Origin of the sequence: Bizionia argentinensis JUB59, from assembly GCF_000224335.1 — a bacterium.
Lineage (GTDB): Bacteria > Bacteroidota > Bacteroidia > Flavobacteriales > Flavobacteriaceae > Algorimicrobium > Algorimicrobium argentinense.
This window is the reverse complement of the sequence record NZ_AFXZ01000029.1, coordinates 49,791-75,735: the sequence shown is the minus strand read 5'-3', so window position 1 is coordinate 75,735 and position 25,945 is coordinate 49,791. Positions and strand designations below refer to the sequence as shown.

General features: G+C 34.8%; 21 protein-coding genes and 1 tRNA gene. 6 read left to right on the top strand and 16 right to left on the bottom strand.

The features are described 5' to 3' along the window. Positions 1-10: 10 nt before the first annotated feature. Both BZARG_RS08590 and BZARG_RS08585 read left to right on the top strand, forming a co-directional pair. Positions 11-472, top strand: coding sequence for a C40 family peptidase (locus BZARG_RS08590; RefSeq protein WP_008637294.1), 462 nt, complete (start codon positions 11-13; stop codon positions 470-472). A 22-nt stretch (positions 473-494) separates the two neighbouring features. Further along, positions 495-2,546, top strand: a complete 2,052-nt coding sequence (locus BZARG_RS08585) for a ComEC/Rec2 family competence protein (RefSeq protein WP_040288277.1) — start codon at positions 495-497, stop codon at positions 2,544-2,546. Here BZARG_RS08585 and BZARG_RS08580 read toward each other — a convergent pair. The 4 genes from BZARG_RS08580 to BZARG_RS08565 form a co-directional block, all read right to left on the bottom strand. Beyond that, positions 2,543-3,091, bottom strand: a complete 549-nt coding sequence (locus BZARG_RS08580; RefSeq protein WP_008637286.1) for a thioredoxin family protein — start codon at positions 3,089-3,091, stop codon at positions 2,543-2,545. The two genes, BZARG_RS08585 and BZARG_RS08580, sit on opposite strands and share 4 nt — an antisense overlap. Positions 3,092-3,177: 86 nt before the next feature. After that, entirely contained in the window at positions 3,178-4,941 is a 1,764-nt protein-coding gene (locus BZARG_RS08575) for a peptide MFS transporter (RefSeq protein ID WP_008637416.1), read from the bottom strand. 13 nt (positions 4,942-4,954) lie between these two features. Next, positions 4,955-6,784, bottom strand: coding sequence for a peptide MFS transporter (locus BZARG_RS08570; RefSeq protein WP_008637370.1), 1,830 nt, complete (start codon positions 6,782-6,784; stop codon positions 4,955-4,957). Between the two features lie 60 nt (positions 6,785-6,844). Next, positions 6,845-9,037: a S9 family peptidase gene (locus BZARG_RS08565; protein WP_008637261.1), complete on the bottom strand. Its 2,193-nt coding sequence runs from the start codon at positions 9,035-9,037 to the stop codon at positions 6,845-6,847. Between the two features lie 136 nt (positions 9,038-9,173). On the opposite strand from BZARG_RS08565, the gene BZARG_RS08560 reads away from it, so the two are divergent. Continuing rightward, complete coding sequence (locus tag BZARG_RS08560) at positions 9,174-10,490, top strand: hydroxymethylglutaryl-CoA reductase, degradative (protein ID WP_008637287.1); 1,317 nt, start codon at positions 9,174-9,176, stop codon at positions 10,488-10,490. 47 nt (positions 10,491-10,537) lie between these two features. Next, positions 10,538-11,440, top strand: a complete 903-nt coding sequence (locus BZARG_RS08555) for a GYDIA family GHMP kinase (protein ID WP_008637405.1) — start codon at positions 10,538-10,540, stop codon at positions 11,438-11,440. A gap of 63 nt (positions 11,441-11,503) precedes the next feature. Here the strand turns inward: BZARG_RS08555 and BZARG_RS08550 are convergent, their stop codons facing one another. The 7 genes from BZARG_RS08550 to BZARG_RS08520 form a co-directional block, all read right to left on the bottom strand. Next, positions 11,504-13,627 (bottom strand): peptidylprolyl isomerase, encoded by a 2,124-nt coding sequence (locus BZARG_RS08550; RefSeq protein ID WP_008637281.1) that lies wholly within the window; start codon positions 13,625-13,627, stop codon positions 11,504-11,506. A gap of 100 nt (positions 13,628-13,727) precedes the next feature. Next, entirely contained in the window at positions 13,728-15,017 is a 1,290-nt protein-coding gene (locus BZARG_RS08545; protein ID WP_008637369.1) for a hemolysin family protein, read from the bottom strand. A 3-nt stretch (positions 15,018-15,020) separates the two neighbouring features. Further along, complete coding sequence (locus BZARG_RS16035; RefSeq protein WP_040288276.1) at positions 15,021-15,212, bottom strand: hypothetical protein; 192 nt, start codon at positions 15,210-15,212, stop codon at positions 15,021-15,023. 97 nt (positions 15,213-15,309) lie between these two features. Then, the gene (lptC, locus tag BZARG_RS08535) at positions 15,310-15,867 is read right to left on the bottom strand and encodes an LPS export ABC transporter periplasmic protein LptC (protein ID WP_040288275.1); all 558 of its coding nucleotides are present in this window, start codon (positions 15,865-15,867) and stop codon (positions 15,310-15,312) included. Then, positions 15,867-17,306 (bottom strand): hypothetical protein, encoded by a 1,440-nt coding sequence (locus BZARG_RS08530; RefSeq protein ID WP_237702584.1) that lies wholly within the window; start codon positions 17,304-17,306, stop codon positions 15,867-15,869. The genes lptC and BZARG_RS08530 overlap by 1 nt, the downstream gene beginning before the upstream one ends. After that, positions 17,272-18,594, bottom strand: a complete 1,323-nt coding sequence (locus tag BZARG_RS08525) for a membrane protein (protein ID WP_008637337.1) — start codon at positions 18,592-18,594, stop codon at positions 17,272-17,274. Before BZARG_RS08525 ends, BZARG_RS08530 begins: the two co-directional genes overlap by 35 nt. After that, a complete protein-coding gene (locus tag BZARG_RS08520; RefSeq protein WP_040288274.1) occupies positions 18,591-19,322 on the bottom strand; it encodes a type III pantothenate kinase in 732 nt (243 codons plus the stop codon). Before BZARG_RS08520 ends, BZARG_RS08525 begins: the two co-directional genes overlap by 4 nt. 98 nt (positions 19,323-19,420) lie before the next feature. Between BZARG_RS08520 and BZARG_RS08515 the strand changes: the two genes are divergently transcribed. Further along, positions 19,421-19,496 (top strand) — tRNA-Phe (locus BZARG_RS08515). A gap of 98 nt (positions 19,497-19,594) precedes the next feature. Continuing rightward, positions 19,595-19,879, top strand: a complete 285-nt coding sequence (locus tag BZARG_RS08510) for a GIY-YIG nuclease family protein (RefSeq protein WP_008637252.1) — start codon at positions 19,595-19,597, stop codon at positions 19,877-19,879. A 304-nt stretch (positions 19,880-20,183) separates the two neighbouring features. Here the strand turns inward: BZARG_RS08510 and BZARG_RS08505 are convergent, their stop codons facing one another. From BZARG_RS08505 to BZARG_RS08485, 5 genes are read right to left on the bottom strand one after another with little or no spacing between them, the layout of a single operon-like run. Continuing rightward, complete coding sequence (locus BZARG_RS08505) at positions 20,184-20,621, bottom strand: heavy-metal-associated domain-containing protein (RefSeq protein ID WP_008637249.1); 438 nt, start codon at positions 20,619-20,621, stop codon at positions 20,184-20,186. A 36-nt stretch (positions 20,622-20,657) separates the two neighbouring features. Further along, positions 20,658-22,409, bottom strand: coding sequence for an efflux RND transporter periplasmic adaptor subunit (locus BZARG_RS08500; RefSeq protein ID WP_040288273.1), 1,752 nt, complete (start codon positions 22,407-22,409; stop codon positions 20,658-20,660). Then, the gene (locus BZARG_RS08495) at positions 22,399-22,881 is read right to left on the bottom strand and encodes a DUF305 domain-containing protein (protein ID WP_008637277.1); all 483 of its coding nucleotides are present in this window, start codon (positions 22,879-22,881) and stop codon (positions 22,399-22,401) included. Before BZARG_RS08495 ends, BZARG_RS08500 begins: the two co-directional genes overlap by 11 nt. A 6-nt stretch (positions 22,882-22,887) precedes the next feature. After that, positions 22,888-25,410, bottom strand: coding sequence for a heavy metal translocating P-type ATPase (locus tag BZARG_RS08490; protein WP_040288272.1), 2,523 nt, complete (start codon positions 25,408-25,410; stop codon positions 22,888-22,890). Between the two features lie 10 nt (positions 25,411-25,420). After that, positions 25,421-25,879: a heme-binding domain-containing protein gene (locus tag BZARG_RS08485; RefSeq protein ID WP_008637321.1), complete on the bottom strand. Its 459-nt coding sequence runs from the start codon at positions 25,877-25,879 to the stop codon at positions 25,421-25,423. Between the last annotated feature and the right edge of the window lie 66 nt (positions 25,880-25,945).

Genomic DNA, 25,945 nt, shown 5'->3' with positions numbered 1-25,945 from the left:
GTCCAAAACAGTGACGAAATCTTCCAAGCGGACACATAAATCGGCTCCAGCTACAAAAAAAATAGGTAGCAATAACGGAACTTATAACACTCAAGTTGAGTCCATTATAGATTACGCTAAAACATTCGATGGTGTTAAATATAAGTACGGTGGTACTACTAAAAAAGGAATGGATTGCTCCGGACTAATTGTTACATCCTTCAAAAAAGAAGCCGTACAATTACCACGAACAACATCAAAATTAGCTGTTTCTGGCGATTGGGTAGATGTAAAAGAGGTTCAGAAAGGGGATTTATTGTTTTTTGCTACTAGTAAAAACAGCCGAAGTGTGAATCATGTTGGGATTGTTACGGAGTCCAGAACTGGTTTTGTTGAATTTATTCACGCATCTACAAGTCGCGGTGTTATGATTTCAGAACTCTCTGAACGCTACTGGTATTTCGCTTTTGTACAAGCTCGACGAGTACTATAAATTATTTTCGTAACTTCCTGTTGTGAAACTACTTGATTTCCCAATAGTTAAACTAGCATTCTGTTTTATGTTAGGTGTTTTAGTGAGTGTGCAATTCGCATGGTCCCTCGATTTTTCTATGGTTGTATCTGGCGTACTTCTTCTCATTCTTACGATACTTTATTTTGTATATCGCAAACAATTTAAACAGCGAATATGGTTTGGATTAGTAACTTTTATAACGGTTATGAGTTTAGGGAACTTGCGTGCTCATCTTGATAATCATTTAAATCATGATACACATTACACTAATCAATACAATATTAAGAATGGCGAATTTTCGCAGCTTCACATTCATATTTCCGAATTATTAAAATCCAATCTTTACAATCATCGCTATATTGCCAATTTGCAAGCTATTAACGGCAAAACTGTTTTTGGTAAAATTCTATTAAACATTTCTAAAAATGATAGTATTTCAAAATTGTCTGTCGATGATAGCGTAGTCATATATGGTAATTTAGAAGAAATGTCCAGTCCTTTAAACCCGTATCAATTTGACTATAAAAAGTATTTAGAAAACCATCAGATTTATGCCCAAATTAATAGCAGGAACAACGTTATTTCCATCCTATCCACCGAAAAACATACTATTTATGGATATGCAGATTACATCCGACAATCGTTAAACAAAAAACTAGAAAAGTATAATTTTGAACCCGAAGCACTAGCTGTAATAAACGCGCTACTACTAGGGCAGCGGCAAGATATAAATAAGGATCTTTACGCAGACTACGTAAATGCTGGTGCCATACATATTTTGGCGATTTCTGGACTGCATATTGGTATCATTCTTATTATTCTACAATGGCTTTTAAAGCCGTTGATTTTTACAAAAAACGGAAATTATATAAAAGCTATTATCATACTTATAATTCTTTGGAGTTATGCGATTCTTGCTGGCTTATCACCATCCATTTTGCGCGCGGTAACCATGTTCAGCGTAGTTACTGTAGGAATATACTTGAAACGGCCTTATAACATATATAACACATTAGCGGTTTCGGCTTTCTTACTTTTAATTATTAATCCGGAGCTGCTATTCGAAGTTGGTTTTCAATTAAGTTATTTAGCGGTTATTGGTATTGTAGCCATTCATCCTTTAATTTTTGAACGCTTAAAAACACCGTATCGTTTTCCGAATAAAATTATAACTTTATTTACGGTATCTCTCGCGGCTCAAATAGGCATTTTCCCATTAAGCATTCTCTACTTCCATCAGTTTCCAGGATTATTCTTACTAACCAATGTCGTGATTATTCCCTTTCTAGGAATAATTTTAGGCTACGGTTTAGTGGTGTTTTTAATGGCTTTCCTGAATGTACCAAAAAATATAATTACTGATGGCTTTGGTGAAATTATCCATACTATGAATGTGTTTTTTAAGTGGATTGCCGAGCAGGAAGTCTTTATTTTCAGAGATATTCCTATGAATTGGTTTTTAGTTATTGGGTTTTATCTTATTATCCTTTTGTTGACACAATATTTTATTTCCAAGACCTACAAGCGATTAGTTTTAGCTTTAACAGCTATATGTTTATTTACAGTGGGACTATTTTTTAATAGTTATTGGTATCATAGTCAAGATGAATTGATTGTGTTTCATAAAAGCAGGCATAGTATCCTTAGTAAAAAGCAGGGACTTCATTTAGAGATTTATCATAATTTAGATACGCTTAAAATGTTGAGTGACTATAGCATTTCTAATTATAGAATTGGAAACTTCATTAAAAACACATCCTCTCATACGCTTTCCAATGTGTATCGCTTTAACGATAAACAACTCTTAATAATAGACAGTTTAGCTATATTTAAAAACTTGACCCTTAATCCAGATTATTTATTGTTGCGTGAATCACCTAAAATAAACTTAAATCGACTAATAGACTCTTTAAATCCGAAGCTGATTATAATGGATGGTAGCAACTACAAATCGTATGTAAAAAGATGGACTGAGACCTGTAAAAAAAGAAAACGCCCTTTTCACTATACTGGTGAAAAAGGCGCTTTTATATTAAAACAAACTAGAAATTAGTTAGTGAATTCAGGCTTAAATGCTTCTGCATACACTTGGAAATCTTGTTGCGTTTTAAAAACTGTATGCCCGTTATTTTTAAACAGTTTTAAATACAACTCCAATTGTTGTGGCGTTTGATATCCAACAACAGGTGCCAAAAGACTACTGTCATCACCTAAAAACACAATAGTTGGGTAAGAACGCACACTGAAGTAATGTGCTAAATCGTGAACAGAATTTCGTCTATTTGCATTTGCAGGGTTATATCCTTTATTAGCAAATTCTCTACCGTTAAAATTGATTTTCTCATTTCCTTCGGCATTAAATTTTACTGCGTAGTAATGTTTATTTACATACTCGGCAACATCCTTATTTTGAAACGTATTTCTATCGAGCATTTTACAGGGACCACACCAATTGGTATAAACATCCATCATAATTTTTTTAGGATTCTTCTTTTGAAGTTTGACAGCTTCTTCCAAGCTCACCCAATTAATCTCCTGTGCTGTTCCGGCTGCTGAAAAACCAATAACTAGCAATACAGTGTATAATATATTTTTCATAAAGTATCTGTTGTAATATCGCATTCGAACTTACAAAAAACACGCCAAAAAGGCGTGTTTTATAAATAAATTAACAATTTAATCGATTATCGCACACCGTGCATTAATCGTTTAAGTAAAGGATTCAAGGCCATTGAAACTATTCCAACAATAACTGGAATTATAGCAAATATTAAAAAGAAGGTTCCTAAAGAGTATTGTTCAGAGATTTTATCAATCATTCCTCCCATGGTATTTGCAGCCTTTTGTCCAACCGCAATAGCAAGATACCATACTCCAAACATAAAACCAATCATACGTGCAGGCACCAACTTACTCAAATACGACAGTCCTAAAGGTGATAAACAAAGTTCACCCATGGTATGGAACAAGTAAGCCAGAATTAAAAATATCATGCTTACAGATGCTGTTCTGGCCCCGGGTGGAATATCTGCAGCTCCATAGGATAAAATAGCAAAACCAAATCCTAATAACACCAATCCAATACCATATTTCATAGCTGCACTTGGATTGTATTTACTTTCCCACCATTTTGAAAAAACAGGTGCCAATGTAATAATAAAGAACGAGTTTAAAATCCCAAACCAAGTAGCATCAACTGTCATTTCTGTTTGACTAAACTTATCGTATAAACGGAAAATCACTAATCCCCATACTCCAATAAAGGCAATGGCAAGTATAATGTTTGAAGCGCCAATTTTGGTAAATGTTTTCTTAAATATTAAAGTAATAACATAGGTAATTATAATTAACGGAATAGTTGTCAATAATCCATCGACTATCTTAAAAATAGTTGCCGAATTTCCTGTCAGACTCCTATCGGTATAATCACTCGCAAACAAAGTCATAGACCCTAAAGACTGCTCAAAGAAAGCAAAGAAGAAAACAGTAAATAGGGCAAATATGGTCACCGCAATAAGTCTATCCCGAACAATAGGCAAATAGCGTGCAATACGTGTTATTAATAAAATTAGAAACAAGGCTAAAGCGGCAAGAACAACGATATTAGTACCACTCATTCCCGCAATTTCAAAAGGCACCAAAGATTTTGAGTAAATTACCTCCAATGGATCATTAAAAAGATAAAGTAGCCCCCCAACGGAAGACAACACAATTAAAACATAATCAAAGGTTGTAAATGGGTTGAGCTTTATTTCAGCTAGATTAGATTCGTCTATAGTATCGGATAATACAACTTCTTCTTTTCTGCCTGGTTTATCCCCGATTTTCCCGAATATTTGATGAGCTAGCATAAATTGAAGCATCCCCAAAAGCATAAAAATACCAGCTAAACCGAAGCCCCAATGCCATCCGTAATTTTCGGCTAAATATCCACAAAGCATCATTCCGAAGAAAGCACCAGCGTTAACTCCCATATAAAAAATAGTGTAAGCACCATCTTTTTTAGACTCACGCGTTTTGTACATTTCAGAAATGATAGATGTAATATTTGGCTTAAAAAAACCAGTTCCAATTACTAATAATGCTAGACCTATATAAAATGTAATCGTCGTATCAAAAGCCATTGCAGCGTGACCTAGAGTCATTACTAAACAGCCTATAATAACAGCCACACGGTACCCAGTAATTTTATCGGCAACCCAACCGCCTACAATGGGCGTTAAATACAACAAAGAAGCGTAGGTTCCAATTAATGCCAATGCGTGTTCACGAGGCCAATCCCATCCAGGATTATCACTCATCATTGGTGCTGTTAAAAATAAAATAAGGAGTATACGCATTCCATAGAAAGAAAAACGCTCCCACATTTCTGTAAAGAAAAGAATAAAAAGTCCTACTGGATGTCCGAGAACAGTGTCCTTAAATAGATTTTCAATATCTGTATTCATAATTTTTTGAGTTTTAGTTATTGGTAGGTTGAACTACTTCATAACCTTCATTTTCGTCTCCAATTTCGCGCTCATTATCTTCAGCACCATGTGTTAATTTCTTCAATTTCTTCAAGAATAATAAAAGCAACAGACCAAATGCTACTGTAAATATGGTTAACCACATAAATGTTGCAAACTCTTGCTCACTTTGTTCTTCTTCTAAAACAAAAGATACACCGTAATCTTTCCCGTCTCCTTTATTTTCTAAATTTTGCGCTTTATCCATGTCTTTTTCAAACACTAATCGTGCATGATACGGATTAGAAGCTGACACATTGTTTTCAGTTAAATCTTCTAAAAGCTTTTTAGTATTAGAATCGGCACCTTGAGACATTGCAAACAAGGAATTTAATTCTTCACCAGATGTAAAATCCTTGAAAATCACTTGACCATTTTCAGGATAAACTGTAGATCTAATGCTAAAGTTTTTATCTTGATTTATAGCATAATCATAAATTTTAATCACTTTATTTTCAGCATTTTTAACTTTCATAGAGTCCTTGGAAATAAACGGCAATATATCCTGTTTACTAACAACCATTTCTCCTTTAAAAGATTCCAACTGCGAAGACTCCCCAATAGTACCTGCTAATTTATTTCCAAAACCAGTAGCGGCGAAGTACACACCCATCATAATAGATGCGTATTTTAATGGCGCTAATTTTGTAATAAACGACAATGATACTGGTGACGTACACAGTTCTCCAATGGTATGGAATAAGTAAGCTAAAAATATCCACATCATTGCAGCCTTACCAAAAGTTTCAGCACTTGCTTCTTGTGATGCAAACATCATAAACACATAACCAAGACCCATTATAATAGTACCGATGGCCATTTTGAATATAGAAGAAGATTCTCTTCCTTTCTTCTTCCACCAAATCCAGAAACCACCAATAATTGTTCCGAATATAATAATATAACCTGCATTAAGCGATTGGAAAACGGCAGCTGGAATTTCCTGTAACCAGCTTAAGCCAATATTTCTATCTACTTTTGCATCTGTATAAAGATTCATTAATCCGCCTGCTTGTTCAAAAGCTCCCCAGAACACAACCACGATTAAGAATGAAATTAATAGAACAATAACGCGATCTTTTTCAATTTTATTTAAAGGACGTTTTGATGCTAAACGCTCTTCTTCCGTTGCCTCACTTCCTCCTGTGAATTCGCCAACGCCTTTTAGGAATTTTTGACCCCAAATAAATACAGCTTGACCAACTAGCATACCAATACCAGCTAGACCAAATCCATAATGCCAACCGTAATAATACGCCACTAATCCAACAGTTATACTCGCTAAAAATGCACCAATATTAATACCGATATAAAAAATAGTAAAACCGCTATCACGACGAATATCACCTTCCCTATATAATCCACCAACCATGGTTGAAATATTTGGTTTTAATCCACCTACTCCCAAAATAATTAATGAAAGCCCCGTGAAAAACGCCCAACTTTGTGGGATAGCAAGAATACCGTGTCCCACACACAGTAATAAACCTCCAAGCATAACCGTTTTCTTTTGCCCTAAAATCTTATCGGCAATCCAACCACCTGGAATTGAAGCAACATATACTAACATGGTATACCAACCGTAAAGCCAAAGGGCATCTTTACTGGACCAACCTAATCCGGGATCTATTGCCGTAGCGGAAGCCGCCATATATAATACTAATATTCCACGCATTCCATAATATGAAAAACGTTCCCACATTTCGGTGAAAAATAGTATGAAAAGCCCTACGGGATGTCCAAATAGTTCTTTTTTCATTGCCACATCAGTCGTATTTGCCATAATTGTATCTGTTAGTTAGTTAGTTAGTTAGTTTCTAATGTTTGAGCCTGCGCTCTAGTTTTACTTGCCTATTTTATCACCTAAAGTTTCGTCGATAAAGTTAGTCATCTTTTTATATAAATGTAAGCGGGTATTTCCACCGTAAATACCGTGATTTTTATCTGGATAAATCATCCACTCAAATTGTTTGTCTGCTTGAATTAACGCTTCTACCATACGCATGGTGTTTTGCACATGCACGTTATCATCGCCAGTACCATGGATTAATAAAAAATCGCCTTTTAATTTATCAACATGATTAATTGGAGAGTTTTCATCATAACCACTTGGATTTTCTTGTGGTGTCGTCATATAACGCTCGGTATAAATCGAATCGTAAAAACGCCAGCTTGTTACAGGTGCTACGGCAATAGCCATTTTAAAAACATCATTCCCCTTAAACAGGGCATTGCTACTCATAAAGCCACCGTAACTCCAACCCCAAATTCCTATACGAGTTGCATCAATATAAGATTCAGAACCTAATTTTTTAGCAGCATCTATTTGATCTTCTAATTCGTATTTTCCAAGTTCTTTTTGAGTCACTTTTTTAAATTCAGCACCTTTAAATCCTGTTCCTCGACCGTCGACACAAGCCACGATATACCCTTTTTGAGCCAAATACTGATACCAATAATCGTTAGAATTATTCCAAGAATTGGAAACACTTTGTGATCCAGGACCTGAATATTGAAACATAAATAACGGATATGTTTTTGAAGCATCAAAATCGGCAGGTTTAATCATCCACATATTTAAATCATTGCCATTAACTGCAATAGTTGAAAATTCTTTTTCAGACATTTTATAGTCCTTCAATGCGTTTTCTAATGCTGAATTATCTTTAATCAATTTGATTAGCTCCCCAGAATTAGCATTATTTAAGGTATAAACAGGTGCTGTTGAAGCGTTAGAAAACGTATTAATAAAGTAAGAGAAGTCTGCACTAAAAGCGGCATTATTCGATCCACTTTCTGTGGTTAACCTTGTTTTATTGCGACCATTTAATTTAATTGAATACACATCGCGATTAATAGAACCCTTTTCTGTCGATTGGTAGAAGATTTTTTTATCCTTGGCATCAAACCCATAATAATTAGTGACCTCCCAATTACCTTTCGTAATTTGATTGATTAGTTTTCCAGATTCATCATAATGGTAAATATGATTATAACCATCTTTTTCGCTGGTCCATATAAAACTATAGTCCTCTAAAAACGTTAAATTGTCTGTAACGTCTACATAAGCCTTGTCCCGATCCTCTAGGACTAATTTTGTTGTATTTTTTGCAGCATTTACAAACCATAAATCCAATTCATCTTGGTGTCTGTTCATATATTGCGCACTTAAAACATCAGGATTGTTAGTCCATTCAATTCTTGGTATATAAAAATCAGTATAACTTTTATCTACTTTAACTTCTGCTGTTTCGTCCGAATTCACATCATAAATATGCAAAGATACTATGGCATTAGCTTCACCGGCCTTTGGATATTTAAATACGTTTTGTGTTTGGTATAAATCCTGTCCGTAAACATCCATAGAAAATTCTGGCACTTCGGTTTCATCAAAACGAATAAAAGCTATTTTATTACTATCAGCATTCCACTCGAAAGCGCGAACAAAACCAAACTCTTCTTCATAAACCCAATCCGTAATACCGTTGATAATTATATTTTTCTCACCATCATAGGTGATTTGCTGGGTGTCTCCTGTTTTTAAATTTTTTACAAATAAGTTATTATTATAACCGTAGGCTAATTTAAACCCATCAGGCGAAAACGTTGGTTCTTGAATCTTTTCAGCAGCCACCAATTCCAATTGCTTGGTTTTCGTGTTATACACATAATATTTACCTAAAGTAGAGCGTCTAAAAATAGATTCAACTTCCGTTGCTAATAATATCTGACTTTCATCAGCACTAAATGTATAATCTGAAAAAGATTGAATAGGCCCTAAATTAGAGGAGTTTACTAACGTGTAATCCTTGTTTAGGGTTTTATAATCGTAAACATCAATAGTTATTGACCGCGTAGTACGATCCAAATTCAATACTGAATATTGTTGACCGTTATTCATGGAATGCAAAGCATCCATTCGTTCAGTTCTAAAAGTGCCCGACCAAATATCTTCAAGTGAAATTTTATTATTTTGAGCTGAAGTAAAAAAGCTTGTAATTAAGCAAACTAACAGGAGTTGTTTTGTGAATCTCATTAAAATAAAGTTAAGACTAAAATTTTGCCAAGTTTACTAAAAAATAAGCGAAAAACCCCATTTATTAACACTTAAATACCCTTTGTATATAGAACTCACACATAAATAGTATCTTTACATTTCCAATAAAACCCAAATGAACACATCTATATCAGGCTTTTCTAAATTATCAAAATCCCAGAAAATCGATTGGATTGTTGAAACACATTTCAGCAACCAAGAAGAAGCTAAAGCAACCTTAAAACAATATTGGAATTCAGACAATAAGCTGCAACAGCTTCATGATGAATTCATTGAAAACACAATCACCAATTATTACTTGCCATTTGGCGTTGCTCCAAACTTTCTAATTAATGGGAAGATGCTAACTATACCAATGGCCATTGAAGAAAGTTCAGTAGTTGCGGCTGCTAGTAAAGCTGCTAAATTTTGGTTAAAACGCGGTGGTTTTAAAACCGAAGTACTATCAACCACCAAAATCGGTCAAGTGCACTTTATGTTTTATGGAAAGACCGAAACCCTACAAGCATTCTTTCAAAGTGTAAAATCAAAATTACAAACTGATGCAAAACCCATTACCGAAAACATGGAAAAGCGCGGCGGTGGTATTTTGGATATTGAATTACGAAATAAAACAGAAGATTTAGCTGGTTATTATCAATTACATGCCACTTTTGACACGTTAGATGCCATGGGTGCCAACTTTATCAACTCCTGTTTAGAGCAATTTTCATCTACTTTTAAACGCGAAGCCTTACTGTTTGATGGTTTTACCGCAGTTGAAAAACAGATTGAAATTGTAATGAGCATTTTATCTAATTATGTACCAAACTGTATAGTAAGAGCTGAAGTTTCTTGTCCAGTTTCAGAGTTATCCGATGACAAAACTATAGATCCCGATGCTTTTGCAGAAAAATTTATTCAGGCGGTTAAAATTGCCGAAATAGAACCATACCGCGCTGTAACCCATAATAAAGGTATCATGAATGGTATTGACGCGGTGGTGTTAGCTACAGGAAATGATTTCCGGGCAGTTGAAGCTGGTGTTCATGCCTATGCCTCTCGCGACGGACAATACAGGAGCTTAACGCATGCAAAAATTGAAAATGGGATATTTACTTTTTGGATGGAGATTCCATTAGCATTAGGAACCGTTGGCGGTTTAACAGGATTACATCCTTTAGTTAAATTTGCCATGAGGTTATTGCATAATCCATCAGCAAAAGAATTGATGGAAATCGTTGCTGTAGCAGGATTAGCACAAAACTTTGCTGCTTTGCGCTCCTTAACCACTACTGGAATTCAAGAAGGGCATATGAAAATGCATTTAATGAATATCTTGAATCAATTTGATGCTTCAGCAGAAGAGAAAGTGCAAATAATCCATCACTTCAAAACCCATATAGTTACGCACCGTGCAGTTGTAGAAGCTATAGAAAATTTACGGAAATAATCTATTTACAGATTAGATTCATCACTCAAAGACAGAACCAACCGAATATGAAACGTTTATATAGCAACGGTAAATTATTACTTACAGGTGAATATTTAGTTTTAGACGGAGCCAAAGCTTTAGCGCTGCCAACCAAATTCGGACAGTTTCTAGATATTAAACCGATTGAAAGCAAAACAATTGAATGGAAAAGTAAAGATGAAAAAGGCAGGGCTTGGTTTGAAGATACTTTTACTATTCTAAAAGAAAAAATAAGCAGTTTGCATGAGGATGCTATTTCAAATCGTTTAGTTCAGATACTTCAAGTTGCCAAACAATTAAATCCTGATTTTCTAAAAACGGGTTACGCTATAGAAAGTCGTCTGACCTTCCCAAGAAACTGGGGACTTGGTTCCTCTTCTACTCTTTTAAACAATATTGCTGACTGGGCAGATATTGATCCCTACCTATTATTAAACAAAACTTTTGGTGGTAGCGGTTATGACATTGCTTGCGCAAGACATGAAACGGCTATAACCTATCAGCTTCAAAATGAAGAAAGACTTGTGGAATCCATCCATTTTAATCCGACTTTTAAAGAAGATCTATATTTTGTGTATTTGAATCAGAAGCAGAATAGTCGTGATGGTATTTCGAGTTATAGAAACACTTCAGATAAAAATGAACATGCTATTTTAGAAATAAATGAAATAACAAATCAAATGCTAGTAGCTTGTAACAGTCTTGAGCACTTCAATGGCTTACTTAAACAACACGAAGCTATCATTTCAAGCATTATTAAGCAACCTACCGTAAAAGCACGCTTATTTCCAGACTACGAAGGCCAATTAAAAAGCCTCGGTGCTTGGGGCGGCGATTTTATATTAGCCACGGCTACTAAAAATCCTGAAAGTTACTTTAAAGAAAAAGGTTATCATACCGTTATTCGGTATCAAGATTTAATCCTATAAAACGAAAAAGGCTTTACAAATTGTAAAGCCTTTTTTCATGTCATAATATAAGTACTAACTACATTATTGAACAGTATTTGCTCTGTTATCTTCTATTTCAGCAACCTCTTTTAGCGCAGGAAATAATTTAGATTCCACTGTATTTATTTTACTCATCTGCACTTTATTAGCAAAACCTTGATAGTTATCTAATTCTGCTGCAGGGGTTAATTTTTCTACACGAATCATGTAAACACCTTTTTCACCATCAATTAATTTAGATGTTTCGCCAACTTTCAGTCCAAATGCATACCCAACCACTTTAGGTTCGTTCCCTGCTCCTGAAATAGTAGGGTTCTTCATGTTAATTGCTAAAGAAGAACGGACAGACGTATTTTCTGCAGCAGCAACATCTTCTAAAGTTGTAGCCGATATTCTGCTTTTAATTAATTCTGCTTTCTTTTGCATACGGATAGCTGGTAAAGCTGTTACAGAAGCATCTTCTGTTTTCATCATGCCTGCTTTATTTTTAGCTACTAATTGAACAATAGCATAACCACCAGCAACATTAAAGCGTTTAACATCTCCAGTTTTAGTACCACTTTCAAAAGCCCAACGTGTAATATTACGTTGATTACCTAAACCAGGAATTGTTTCATCCAGTACTTTAATTGTATTAACTGGACGTGCTGTATAATCTCTTTCTTTAGCTAAATCTCCAAAGTTTTTATCTGCTAAATCAATTTCAAAATTTGAAGCATCTCTAAACACTTTGTTTACTGTTTGTTCCGACGGCTCAACTGTTTTAGCAATTGTTCCAATTTTAATAACACGCTTCTTACTTGTCTGATCTAAAATTTCAATAACGTGGAAACCATAATCAGTTTTCACAACGTCGATATTGCCCTTTTCGTTTTCAAAAGCAAAATCTCTAAATTCAGGAACCATAGTATCATAAGTAAACCAGTCCACGATACCTTCTTTTTCATTAGTTCCAGTATCCACTGAAAAATCTAATAAAGACACAAACTTGCTTTTATCTTTTTTAATAATAGTCATTAAACTATCAGCCGTTTTTTTAGCTTGAACTTCTGTTTGCGTCGTTACTTCTGTTTGTGAACGAGATCCAACAAAAGGAATTAAAATATGTCTTGCTTTTACAGAGTCTGGTAATTGGGTTACAGCAACAACTTTCGTTAACTTAATAAAACCGTTTTCTTTATAAGGTCCAAATACTTCTCCAACATTTAAGTTGTAAACATCATCTGCAACAGCATCTGGTAAAGCAGATTTCTTTATGAAACGGTCTGCAAATTTAATTTCAGAGTTCGCTACAAAATTAATGTAATTAGCATTGTCCTTCGCGTTAGCAAAAGATGGAATCGTATCCGTTTTACCATTTACGTATTCTACTTGTGCTGTTTTATATTTAGCAATTTCTTTTTCTATTTCAGCTTCATCTTCCGTAGATGCCGCTTCTCTAAATTGTACGTATTGTAAATCTATCGACTCTTCAACTTCGTACTCTTTCTTATGATTTTTCATGTACTTTTCAATTTCCGATTTAGAAACTGTAATCGTACTATCTGCAATCGTAGAATAAGCTACTTGCACAAATTTAATATCTGCGTTATTACCTTCTAACTGATGCTCTAGCTTCCCTTCAGCAAGCGTTCCAACCATACTAGCTTTAACCAAGTTAAAATAGTTTTGTTGTAAAGCATTTGCAGCAATTGAGTTTTCATACTCAATCCATTGTTGATAGGCTGCGGCAGATGTTGCTTTTAAGTTAGCAATGTATTCGGTTAGTTTGTTATCGTCAAAAACACCAGCTTCATTTTGAAAGTCTGGATTACTTCCCAAACTAGTACGCAATAAATCACGCATTTGGTCTCTTTCAACTGTAATTCCTAATTCTTCAAACTGCTTTTCTAATATCGCACTACGGACTTCCTGCTCCCAAACACGATTCATAACCTGGGTTTGCGTTGCTTGACCACCCATTTGTTGAGTTGCGTTTTCAACCTTCATTAAAAAGTCCTCACGAGAAATGTCTTTACCATTTATGGTAGCCACCACGTTTTGAGATTTTGCTGAAAGCGCATCACTGTTTCTAAACAAATCTGATAATACAAAAGCAAACAATGCTAGTGCAATAATTAATATCAAGAAAAGTGAACGTTGTCTAATTTTATTTAAAACTGCCATCTGTACATTTAAATTTTTTACGATATAGTGCGCGAAAATACCATTTTCTATTTAATAATAAAAGTAGAAATTGGCATTAATTATTTTAATTATCAGGAAATTAGTCTTCTTCAAGAATTTTGAGCTTGACTAGATCGATTTTTGTAGTAGAAACTTCCATTATTGAAAACTGGAAATCTTCAGTTACAATAACCTCTCCTTGCTCTGGAATACCTTGTGTTTGGTCTACAATTAAACCACCTAATGTTTCGTAGTTTTCACTTTCTGGAAGATTTAATTTATAGGTTTCATTTAAGTAATCGACTTCTAAACGTGCCGAAAAAATATAATTTTCTTCATCTATTTTCTCTTCAGTTAGCAAAGCGGTATCGTGTTCATCTTCGATTTCACCAAAAAGCTCTTCAACGATGTCTTCTACCGTCATAATACCAGATGTTCCACCGTATTCATCCAATACTACTGCAATACTTTTCCGCTTCTTAATTAGCGCACTTAAAACATCTTTAATTAGCATAGTTTCTGGCACAAATTCCACAGGCCTGATAATAGATTTAAGCGTTTTAGGCTTTTTAAAGAGTTCGAATGAATGAGCATATCCCAATATCTCATCAATGTTATCTTTATAAATCAATATTTTTGTAATACCTGTTTCGGTGAATTTACCGTTAATGGTTTTAAGAGATTCATTGACATCCACAGCAATAATTTCGGTTCTTGGCACCATAACTTCTCGGGATTTGACTTCCGAAAATTCCAAGGCATTTTGAAATATCTGAATCTCGGTATCTACATCATCATGTGGCTCTGCGGATTCCATCTGTTCACTGATATAGTGACCTAATTCTATTTTAGTAAACGCCAATTGCACTTGATCGCCTTCGGTTTTAAAGAATTTCTTCAATACCAAATCGGTTATCCATATAATAAAATCGCTAATCCAAGAAAATAAAATATAAAATATATAAGCAGGAAAGGCTAAAATTTTAAGAAGTGAATTAGCATAAATTTGAAAAAACACTTTGGGTAAAAACTCCGCAGTAATTAAAATAATCAAAGTAGAAATAATGGTTTGTGTTAGCAGACTAAACTCTACCAACAAATAATTGACAATGGCTATAGATGATGGTAACATAGATTGGAACCATTCCACAAGCAAATCGCCCATAAAAAAACCATAAACAACCAAAGCAATATTATTACCAATAAGCATGGTAGCAATAAACTTGGAAGGTTTTGCCGTTAATTTGGATAATATTTTAGCCAATAAGCCACTTTGCTTTTTTTCTATTTCAATGTGAATTTTATTAGAAGACACATAGGCAATTTCCATACCTGAAAAAAAAGCGGAAAGGATTAAGGATGCAATTATGATAATGACATCTGGATTCATAGGCTATTTTCGATCTCTATCATCGAAGCGTTTATTGAATTTTTTTCTGAAGAAAAACATAAAAACAGCGGTTGCCGCCAGAAGTAGCGACATATAATCTATTATTTCCGTTTCCATATATTTTTGCCCGGCCACATAAATGAATAGTACAGCAAAAACTAAATAGGCATACTGAAAAAACTTAAAGATTTTCATCTTGATATTTTTGAATGGTTTATTAAAAACAAAGGTAAATAAAAAAACCTCATGCCTTTAATAATCACGAGGTTTCCATTTTTTTATTTAATAGGCATTATTCCTCTAATATAATTACGCCTTCTTTAGATTCCGCAATTGCTACTTGAGTAAATTTAACGTTAGAGTCAAACATATTTCCTCTTAAAATATTTCCTTTAGATTTGAACATAACAGGTTTATTGGTAAATAACCACTCCCTATTCTGATCATAATACAACTGCTCCGCAAATAGGGTGTCATTTTCAGGAGATGCTAACACCACATTACCTTGCATATCAATTAAGCCTGTTTTATCGTAAACTATGGCATAATCGGCAGTAATTGTGCTTTTTTGATTCGCATCATCAAACAAATCCAATTCTACATGGTCTGGAAATTCTGAAAACGGAAAATCCCGATTTGAAAAATCCAACATTTTCGGACTCCGTAAATTGGCCGTTACCCGACCCGAATCGGTGTATTTTAAATTGAGATTTTCGGCAACTCCAATTGGAGCGTTTTCAGAAATTCCAATTTTTTTAACATCGTCGAAATTATTTTTACAAGAAAAAACCACAGTCAAAGCAAAAGCTATGACTATGGTTTTTTTTATATGATTTGTTATGTTAAACATTAAAGAGAAGGAACAGTAACTGATCTTCCTATCCAACATCCAATACTAATACTTTGTCCTGCATTTCCAGCTTGGAAAATTTCTGTTTTCTGCGGCGCTTTTGCTTTGTAATGAGCAGCTGTTTGAGCAGCGCTACTTTTTAATGTAGGATCTACACGTCCTGCTTTTAGAGCTTCTTCAGCAGCTAACCAGAAAACAGCACGCTTATTATAGTTACTATCTCCACAATCGTTAGCACTTGAGTTATACATTGCTGCAATACGTAAATGGGGACGACCGTTTGATGGATTTAACTGTAAAGACTTCATATAGTAGTTTCGAGCACTCCCATAACGACCTTTATTTTTTAATTTATCCCCGATTTTTTCATTAAGTCTTGCCTTTTTGAACTTATCTGTTTGTAAACCTACAGCTTGCTCATAAAACGCTAGCGCCTCATTTGACTTACCTTCTTTATCTTTTAAGATTGCTAAAAAGTAAGCTGAATCAGCAGATGGGTTTATTTCATGCAATGCGTGTACCAATTTAAAAAACATTGGATCGTCTGAACAATCTTTTTCAGACATTTTACCAGCTGCACGTTGTAACCATACCGCATTTGTTTTATTCTCTTCGAAGCCTTTTTTGTATAAAGGAATTAAGTTTTCACAATTTGCACGATCGCCTAATTTTTTATCTACACCAGATGCTACTTGGTCATACGCTTTTAAATAGCTTTCGTATGATCTTTGGTAACTTCCTTCTTTTTTAGTTAAAGCTGTTCCTGCTTCTTCTTTCTCAATAATAACATTCAATTTTTCAGAATAGTTACCAACCTCTGTTTGAAGTTTTTCAGCAACATCATCATACTTATTGAACAAATCGGCAGCAGATTTACTACCAGCATCATACAAATCCACCATTAAAGAAAAGTAGGTATACAATGATTTTGGGTTTGTGAAATTCTCTATATCCGAATTAAAAGTGGCATCAAAACAGTTATACAGCTCTAAATCTGAAAGCCCTAAAGCTTCTCTATTATCATATTGTAATTGACAAGATTTGGTTTCAAACTCACCAGCTGGCGAGTTACTTGCAAAATGCATTTGACGTTCTTTGTATAACTTCACTAAATCTTTTAGGAAGCTTACTTTTTCGGCACCAGTTGCTTTTTCAATTTTATATTCTAAAATTTCAGCACCTTGACTATATATTGCTTTATGCAATTTTGGACAATTTGTTCTAACATACATCCAAGGCTCAAAAGCAGCATCATAATTTTTCGCTTTAGCATATTCCGAGAAAATAGACAGCTTGGTCATACATTCCTCGTTTTGTTGTGCATGCACAACCTGAAAGCCTAAAAATAGCATTACAGCTAATAATGTAAATTTCGTTTTCATATTCTTCATAATATTGGTGTTGTTAGTCATATCTTCGTTTTTGGAACCATCTATCATTTAAGGATAAGCTTAAACTAAAATTTAAAAAGTTCTCTTGTATTAAATTACTATCTGTTGTTCCACGTTTCCCAAATTCAAAACCTATGTTGGCATTTGAAAAGAAATCGTTTCCTGCTCTTCCTACTGGAAGTCCTACTCCAAAAGATATGCCAAACTCATCAATAGAAGTGTTATTTACATTCAAGCCTGACGATTCGTAGCGAACACCTCCTCTGTAAACCATTCGCTTAAAGTAACTTGTAAACGAATTGTACTCTGGAATAAAAAATCCTCCAAGAGCAATAGTTGAACTGTTAGAGTAATCGACACCGGCATCACCATACAGTTCGTTTTTAAAATTTTTCGTATTTTGAAAGGTGTATTCTGCACCAACAAACCACATTCTTGGTTGGCCAACACCTGCACCTAGAGAATATTTAGAAGGTAATACGAATTTAGTTTCATCTAAACCTTGCGCCGCTAAATTAGCGTCTATAGTATTAACCTCAGCTTCCTGCCCCGTAATCTGATTAAAGAGTATAGTGGCAAACGATCGTTCGTTCGTGGAATTTAAGCTAGTTTCCGGTGTATAGGTGAATCCTGATTTTAACTGAAGTTTATCCGTAATCATGGCTTGATAGGTAAGTCCGAAATTAAGACTTAAACCAGCTAAATCCGATCTGTTTTTTTCGCGGGATTGAAACTCCAATAGGGTTCCATCACTAGAGTCATAATCAAGAATAATAGTACTGTTTTTAATATTTCCAAAATTATAGTTAACATCTACTCCAACACTAAAGTTTTTATTTATAAAGTAACCAGCCGAAATATAAGTTCTGTTTACACCACCTTCTCCCCGAAAGCGTTCTTTAAGACTAAAATCGTTATTTCTAGTTTCCAATTTATATCCAACCGATGAGTATGGAATTAATCCGAAACCGATACCGAGTCTTCCCAGCGGAATTCCCATAGATAAATAGTCGAAAGTTGACGACTTCAGTTCATCTTCTCCGTTTTGACTCTTTAAATTTAATCGAGAATGCGAGCCAGCTACAGAAAATATAACAGGTCTACTTTCATTTCCATAGACCTCTAAATTCTCTCCTCCGTACGACGCGGGATTTCGTAAATTAAGGTGTATACTATCTGTATAAACACTTATACCTCCCATACTGCGGTTTTCCACAGTCCCTTTGAACTTCAAGCTTCCAATTCCGTAAAAAGAATAGGGCGATGCCGTACCGTCTTGCGCATAACTTTTAAATGCAAATACCGCAATAAAAACTAATATCAGTTTTTTAATCATTCGTTTGAATTATATTGTAAAATGTAGTTTAACCCTTCTAATAAAAAATTAGGATGGGCAAATATGCTACTTTTTAATTGTTTAGACAAAAAATTAGCGTCTCCTCCTGTTAAAATAACTGTTAAATCTGAATATTTTCTTTGATAGGTTAGTATAACACCTTCTATTTCAAATAAACTACCCAGCACAACACCAGCGTGTATCGCTGATTTCGTGGTATCACCAATTATAGTTTCAGGAACTTCTTTTGTTAACAACGGTAAATTAGCTGTTAAATTATTTAATGATGTATATCGCAATCGAATACCTGGTGAAATAGATCCACCTAAATAGTGATTGGTCTGAGTAACAAAATCGTAAGTTATGCATGTACCAGCGTCTATAATTAGAGTATTCTGGTTTGGAAAATTTTTAACTGCTGCACAAACGAGAGCAATACGATCTACACCCAAAGTTTGAGGTGTTTTATAATCGTTAATAAATGGAAGCGGTGTTTCGCCATTTAAAATTAGAATATTTAGCTGCTTTTTTGCAAATTCCAACTGCTTATCGGTTAATAAACCCACCGAAGAAAGGATACATTTCTGTATTTTCGGATATTTTTTAAGCAGTTGCTCAAAATTAACATTAAAATTTTCCAAAACGTCATTTTCTTTATCAATCAGGTCACCCCCCTGAAAGACAGCTAATTTGACTAACGTATTACCAACATCTACTATTAAATTCATCATTTATTTTAAAGTTACAAAGCTACAAAACGATTTTTTATAAAATTTCTTTTGGTGAATAATAAAAACTAGCTATATTTGCAACCGCAATTAGCGCTGGTGCCTTAGCTCAGTTGGTAGAGCAAAGGACTGAAAATCCTTGTGTCCCTGGTTCGATTCCTGGAGGCACCACCACCAAAACCCAATCTGAAAAGATTGGGTTTTTTGGTTTTAAGTAGGTAGATATTCTGACTTTTTCATTAGTTTTAACTTATTTCTAAATTCAAAATCGTTTGAATCATAGCTTCTACATTATTTATAGTAATACAAAAGACAAGTTTTACATAGGTGAAACAGAAGATATTACTTTAAGATTACACAAACACAATAACCATAGTTACAAAAGGAGTTTTACTAAAATTGCAAAAGACTGGCACGTTGTATTAGACTATAAATGTGCAACTAAAAAGGATGCATTATTTCTAGAAACATTTGTTAAACGAATGAAAAGCAGAAAGTTTATTCATAAGATTATTGAAAACAATGAAATTCTGAAAGACATTCTAACAACTCCATAACGTGTCCCTGATTCCTCCGAAGCGTCGGAGCTAGAGGCACCACCACCAAAACCCAATCTGAAAAGATTGGGTTTTTTGGTTTTTAGTAGGTGTTTTTTAAGAGAACTTATTACATTTTTCTAAAAATTAAGAACTTAAGTCAAATAGAAAACCCTATAAACATAATGTTTACAGGGTTTTTTATTACACAAACCAAGATCTCACAGGCTTTAATCCCGAAACATCGGAACTGTGAGGTCTAAAATAATAGGAGTAGCCTAAAGCAAATGCTCCAAACTCTTTTTAAAAAGTCCTTTTCTTATTTTTACATATCATTATTGGAATGATCATCTGCTTTAACTTCGCCAGATTGATTCATCGTCATATCATGATCATACTTACAACAGCCAGGTAAGTTTTCATAAGCATCTAAATTACCAGTTGCTTTTTCAGTATCATAACCTGATGCTGCAATAGCATTATGAATGGCCATAGCATCTGTTTTAGTATCATCAAAAGCTACATCGATTTTCTTTTTATCAACATCCCAATTGGCACTTGAAACACCTTCCACACCATTTGCTGCTTTTTCAATGGTAGTTTTACACATACCACAATTTCCTCTTACACCAAAAGACAAATCGGCCATAGCCATTTCTGCCGACACTTCTGTTTCTGTCGCTGTTTCTTGTTTAGCATTGTCTTTACAACTTGTTAAACCCATAGCAGCTATAACTGCTATACTTAAAATTACTTTCTTCATTTTTTAAAAAATTTAATTATTATTAATTGATTTCACTTATTCTATTACTTGTTTTACGTCGCCACATTTTAACATGGCATCACCAAAATAAGGATTTAATACATGCTCTTCCCTACTTAACCAATACGCACCCTTGTCATTATCTGCCATAGGACAGAATTGATGATACACTTTTTCATTAATCCCAAACACCTCTAAAGCGTTTGCCATATATGAAGATAACGGTTTAAAATGATTTCTTTGTGATGCTATGTCTTTTTCGTAAGCGATTGAATTAGCATACATTTTAATTTCTTTTTCTAAAGTCATCCAATGGTTATGAGCCTTGTCATCTGACAGTAATTTCATATCAATGTTAGCTAAATTAGTAAGCAGATTTTCAGCTTCTGCTGACACCTTTTTCGATTTATCTTCAACTAATGCGTCTTTCAATTTGATATAGTCATCAAAAACTACTTTCAACTGCTTTTGAAAATCCACAGACACTTTCAATCTTTCATTCGTATTAAAAGATGGAGAGTCCGTTCCTTGATGATCGTCGTGACCTGTATTACTTTTTGAGTTATTCATCATGGACTTTTTGCTTTGCAATTGCGCGGCAGCATCTACAGTAAATGTACCATTGGTGACTATTTCGTCGCCGTTAGATAATCCTTCGGCTATTTCGTAATTATCACCTATTCTATTCCCTAAAACAACTTCTTTCATCTCAAAAACGGGTTCATGAGGGTTCGTTTTTATATATATCACAGAACGTTCACCTGTCCATAAAACGGCTGATGAAGGAATAGTTATCACCTCTCCTTTATTATCTGAAACATTTTCAATAATTGCTTTCACAAACATACCAGGCTTAAAAACACCGTTTTTATTATCCAATATCACGCGCAGGCTAACAGTTCGGGTTGCTGTATTTAATGTTGGATTTATAAAATCTACTTTACCTTTAAACTCTTTATTTGGGTAGGCATTTGAAGTCACCTTAACCTCTTGTCCTTTTTTAAACAGGTCTATTTGGTTTTCGTACACATCAAAATTACCCCAAACGGAACTTAAATTGGCAACCTTCAACAAAGGTTGACCTTGTTTAACATAATCACCTTGCTCGACCAGTTTTTCAGTAACTACACCTGAAACCGTTGCATAAACAGGCATATTTTCTTTCACTTCACCAGATTCTTCAATTTGGTTTATCTGATTTTCGGATAGTTTCCATAATTTTAATTTATTCCGGACTGCCTTATATAAAGCAGGTTGCGATTCTTTTATCGACGCTGCAGTAAGCAACTCTTGTTGTGCTGCATACAATTCTGGGGAGTAGATAGTTGCTAATAATTGACCTTTACGGATTTCTTCGCCTGTAAAACTCACATTCAAACGCTCTATTCTTCCCGAAAAATAACTGACTTGAACGGCATTTGATTCTTCATTTTCAACAATTTTTCCTGAAAGCTTAATGGCTTTATCTTGAGTATCAGTACTACCAACAACAGATGTTTGTATATTGGCTAAAGCCATGGCGTTTTCTGTTAGTTTAAATTCATCCGCCATCAAACCATCTGCACTACTTTCTGCCGGAATTAAATCCATGCCGCAAATAGGACAATCGCCTGGTTCTGGTTGCATAATCTGTGGATGCATAGAGCATGTCCACATTTGATTAGTTTCTGCTACAGTGTCGTGGTCATGCGTTTCAGTACTTGACGAACCACCACTAAAGAGTACCCAGCCTAAAAGAACCCCTATGGCTAGTATACCGATGTATATGACTACTTTATTATTTTTCATTTTCTAAACGTTTTATCATTTTTTTCATTTGTTCAATTTCTTTTCGCTGTGCTTCAATAATATCATTTGCCAGTTTTTTAACTTCTGGATCTTGAATATCGGCCCTTTCACTAGTTAATATAGCAATGGAATGATGCGGAATCATGGCGCGTAACCAAAGCATATCGCCAATAATTGGTTTTTGAGCACGAACTAATCCCAATGCACTAACAAATAACACTAAGCTACCTGCAAGAATAGCGATGTTCTTTTTTTTATTTTGATACATTTTTCGCATAAAAAACCACATGATTACTGCCATTGCTGAAATACCCAAACAGGTCATATAAAAACGGGTTAAGCTAAAATACACATGATCTATAGCGTATGTATTTAAATACATAGTGACATACATAGCGACAAATGAACAAACCAGCATTAATAAAAATGTTTTATAACTTCCTTTACTAGAGTGATGTTTTGTGTTTTCCATAATTAATTATATTTTAATAGTTCTTAATCTTAAGGCATTTGCAATCACAGAAACCGAGCTAAAACTCATGGCAAGTGCTGCAATCATTGGGGATAATAAAATTCCAAAAATCGGAAACAATACACCTGCTGCTATAGGAACACCCAATGTGTTATAAATAAGTGCGAAAAACAGATTTTGCTTGATGTTTTTCATAACAGCATGACTTAAATGTTTTGCTTTTACAATACCGTTTAAATCGCCTTTCACCAAAGTTATCATGGCGCTTTCAATTGCTACATCTGTACCTGTGCCCATAGCAATACCGACATCACTTTTTGCTAATGCTGGCGCATCGTTTATTCCATCGCCAGCCATGGCAACTACCTTACCTTCTTTTTGTAGTTTCTCTACTTCTTTAAGTTTATCTTCTGGAAGCATACTGGCTTTAAAATCGGCTAGATTAAGTTCGGATGCTACAGCTTGCGCTGTATCATGATTATCGCCTGTCAACATGATTACTGCAATACCTTTATCTTGAAGTTCCTTAATAGCTTTAGCGCTTGTTGCTTTAATTTTATCGCCAATAACCACATAGCCAATAACGATTTTATCTATAGCTAAATACGAAACAGTTTTCCCTTGTTTTTGATAGGTTTTAGCTTCATCTTGCATTTGTGAAGTAATTTCTGCTTGTGCATATTCCATCATTTTAGGATTACCCAAGGCTACTTTTTTATTGTTGATAGTAGCTTCAACTCCTTTGCCAGTAACAGCACTAAAGGCGTCTGATTTTATAATTTCAGCTTTTTGTTCTTTACCATATTTCACGGTAGCCTCGGCTAATGGATGTTCACTATTACTATTTAGTGATACGATATATTGTAACACATCGCTTTCACTAAAAACATCACTGAAAGCACCCATTTTTTCAACGGTTGGTTTTCCTTCGGTAATGGTTCCTGTTTTATCAACGATTAAAGTATCTACCTTGTCTAATTTCTCGAGAGCCTCCGCATTTTTAATCAAAACACCATTTTGAGCACCTTTCCCAACCCCAACCATAACAGACATGGGTGTTGCTAGTCCTAAAGCGCAAGGGCAAGCAATTATTAATACGGCAATAGCATTGACTAAAGCATATACATAAGCAGGTTCTGGACCCCAAATAGCCCAAACGGCAAACGTTATTAAAGATATTAAAACTACAACAGGCACAAAATAACCAGACACTTTATCCGCTAAATTTTGAATAGGCGCGCGACTTCTACTGGCAGTATTAACCATATGAATAATTTGAGACAATAAGGTATGGCTACCTACTTTTTCAGCTTTCATTAAAAAGGATTGATTACCGTTAATAGTTCCGCTGCTCACTTTATCGCCTTCTGTTTTATCAACAGGAACAGGTTCGCCTGTAATCATAGATTCATCAATCGTAGTAACGCCTTCGGTTATCACGCCATCTACAGGGATTTTATCACCCGGCTTTACTTTTAGTATATCATTTAGCTCAATATTATCAATACTGACCTCAACATCTTCGCCATTCACTACTTTTGTGGCTTTATTGGGCGCTAATTTCAGCAACTCTTTTACGGCTGAATTGGTTTTACTGTGTGCACGCGCTTCTAAAAGCTGTCCTAAAAGCACCAATGTTAATATTACGGTGGCTGCTTCAAAATACACGTGTACTGCTCCGGATTCCGATCTAAATTGGCTTGGAAATACATCGGGGAAAAACATCCCGAACACACTAAACAACCAAGCGACTCCTGCTCCGATACCAATAAGCGTAAACATATTGAGATTCCATGTTTTGATACTTTTATAAGCACGCTCGAAAAACATCCAGGTCGCATAAAAAACAACCGGAATAGAAAGCGCAAACTGAACCCAATTCCAGTTTTTCTGATCCATGATGTCATATAATGGATTATTAGTCAACATTTCGCTCATAGCCATTATAAAAATGGGCAAGGTGAATATTGATGCTATCCAGAATTTCTTCAATAACTTTTTATACGTTTTTTCTTCTGCTGAACTATCTGCTTGCATCGGTACTAAATCCATACCACAGATAGGACAAGGACCTGCTTCATCTTTTACAACTTCTGGATGCATTGGGCAGGTCCATTGTTCTGAATTTGAAGTCGATAAATTTTGTTCTTCCACTAAATCCATACCACAAACTGGACAATCACCAGGTTTGTCGTAGATTTTATCCCCTTCGCAGTGCATTGGACAATAAAAGGTATCCCCCAACCCCCGAAGGGGGCTTTTCTCACTCTTGCTCTTATCCGTTTTGTTGCTCCTCCCCTTTGGGGAGCCTGGGAGGGGATTTTTATGAATACTGTATCTACCGCCATCATTTTTAAGAGCATTTTGAAATTTTTCAATAGGAATATGGGATTCCATTTCAATGGTTGCTTCCTCTTTTTCTAAATCGACTGAAGCTTTTAAAACGTATTTCACTTTAGAAAGTATTTCTTCCACGTGACTTCGACAACCGTTGCAGGTCATTCCGTGTATGTGATATGTATGTTTCATGATATTTAAATTAATGTGATAAGCTATCTTTTAATTGCGTTATATATTGAATAAAATTCTTTTTTTCAGCATCAGAGAACACAGCTTCCCTGTGAATTAAGGTATATGAAAAAAGTGGCATTTCATCACTTTCAATCTGCTTGATAATAGACCTTAACTTACTCGCCTTTCGTCTACTTGACAAGGAGTCCCATGTGCTAAAATTTAACTCTGCTTTTCCTTCATTAATATGATCTTCCAAAAACCAAGCAGCAGGTTGTATTTTGTTATACCAAGGGTATTCTGTATTGTTACTGTGGCAATCATAGCAGGATACTTGCAATAATTTCCCAATATTTTCTGGTGTATGGTTTACCAACAAAAAATCGGCTTCTGGTACAAGATTACTTTGGTTTCGCTCTGAAGGTACAAACTGAATGCCCACAAAGATCACCAATAAAACTAATACAATGATTTTTACCATTTTCATATCGAATGTCACTTATAAAGATTAAACATAAGATCTAGGGCTAATTATTTAGCCCTAGATCTTATG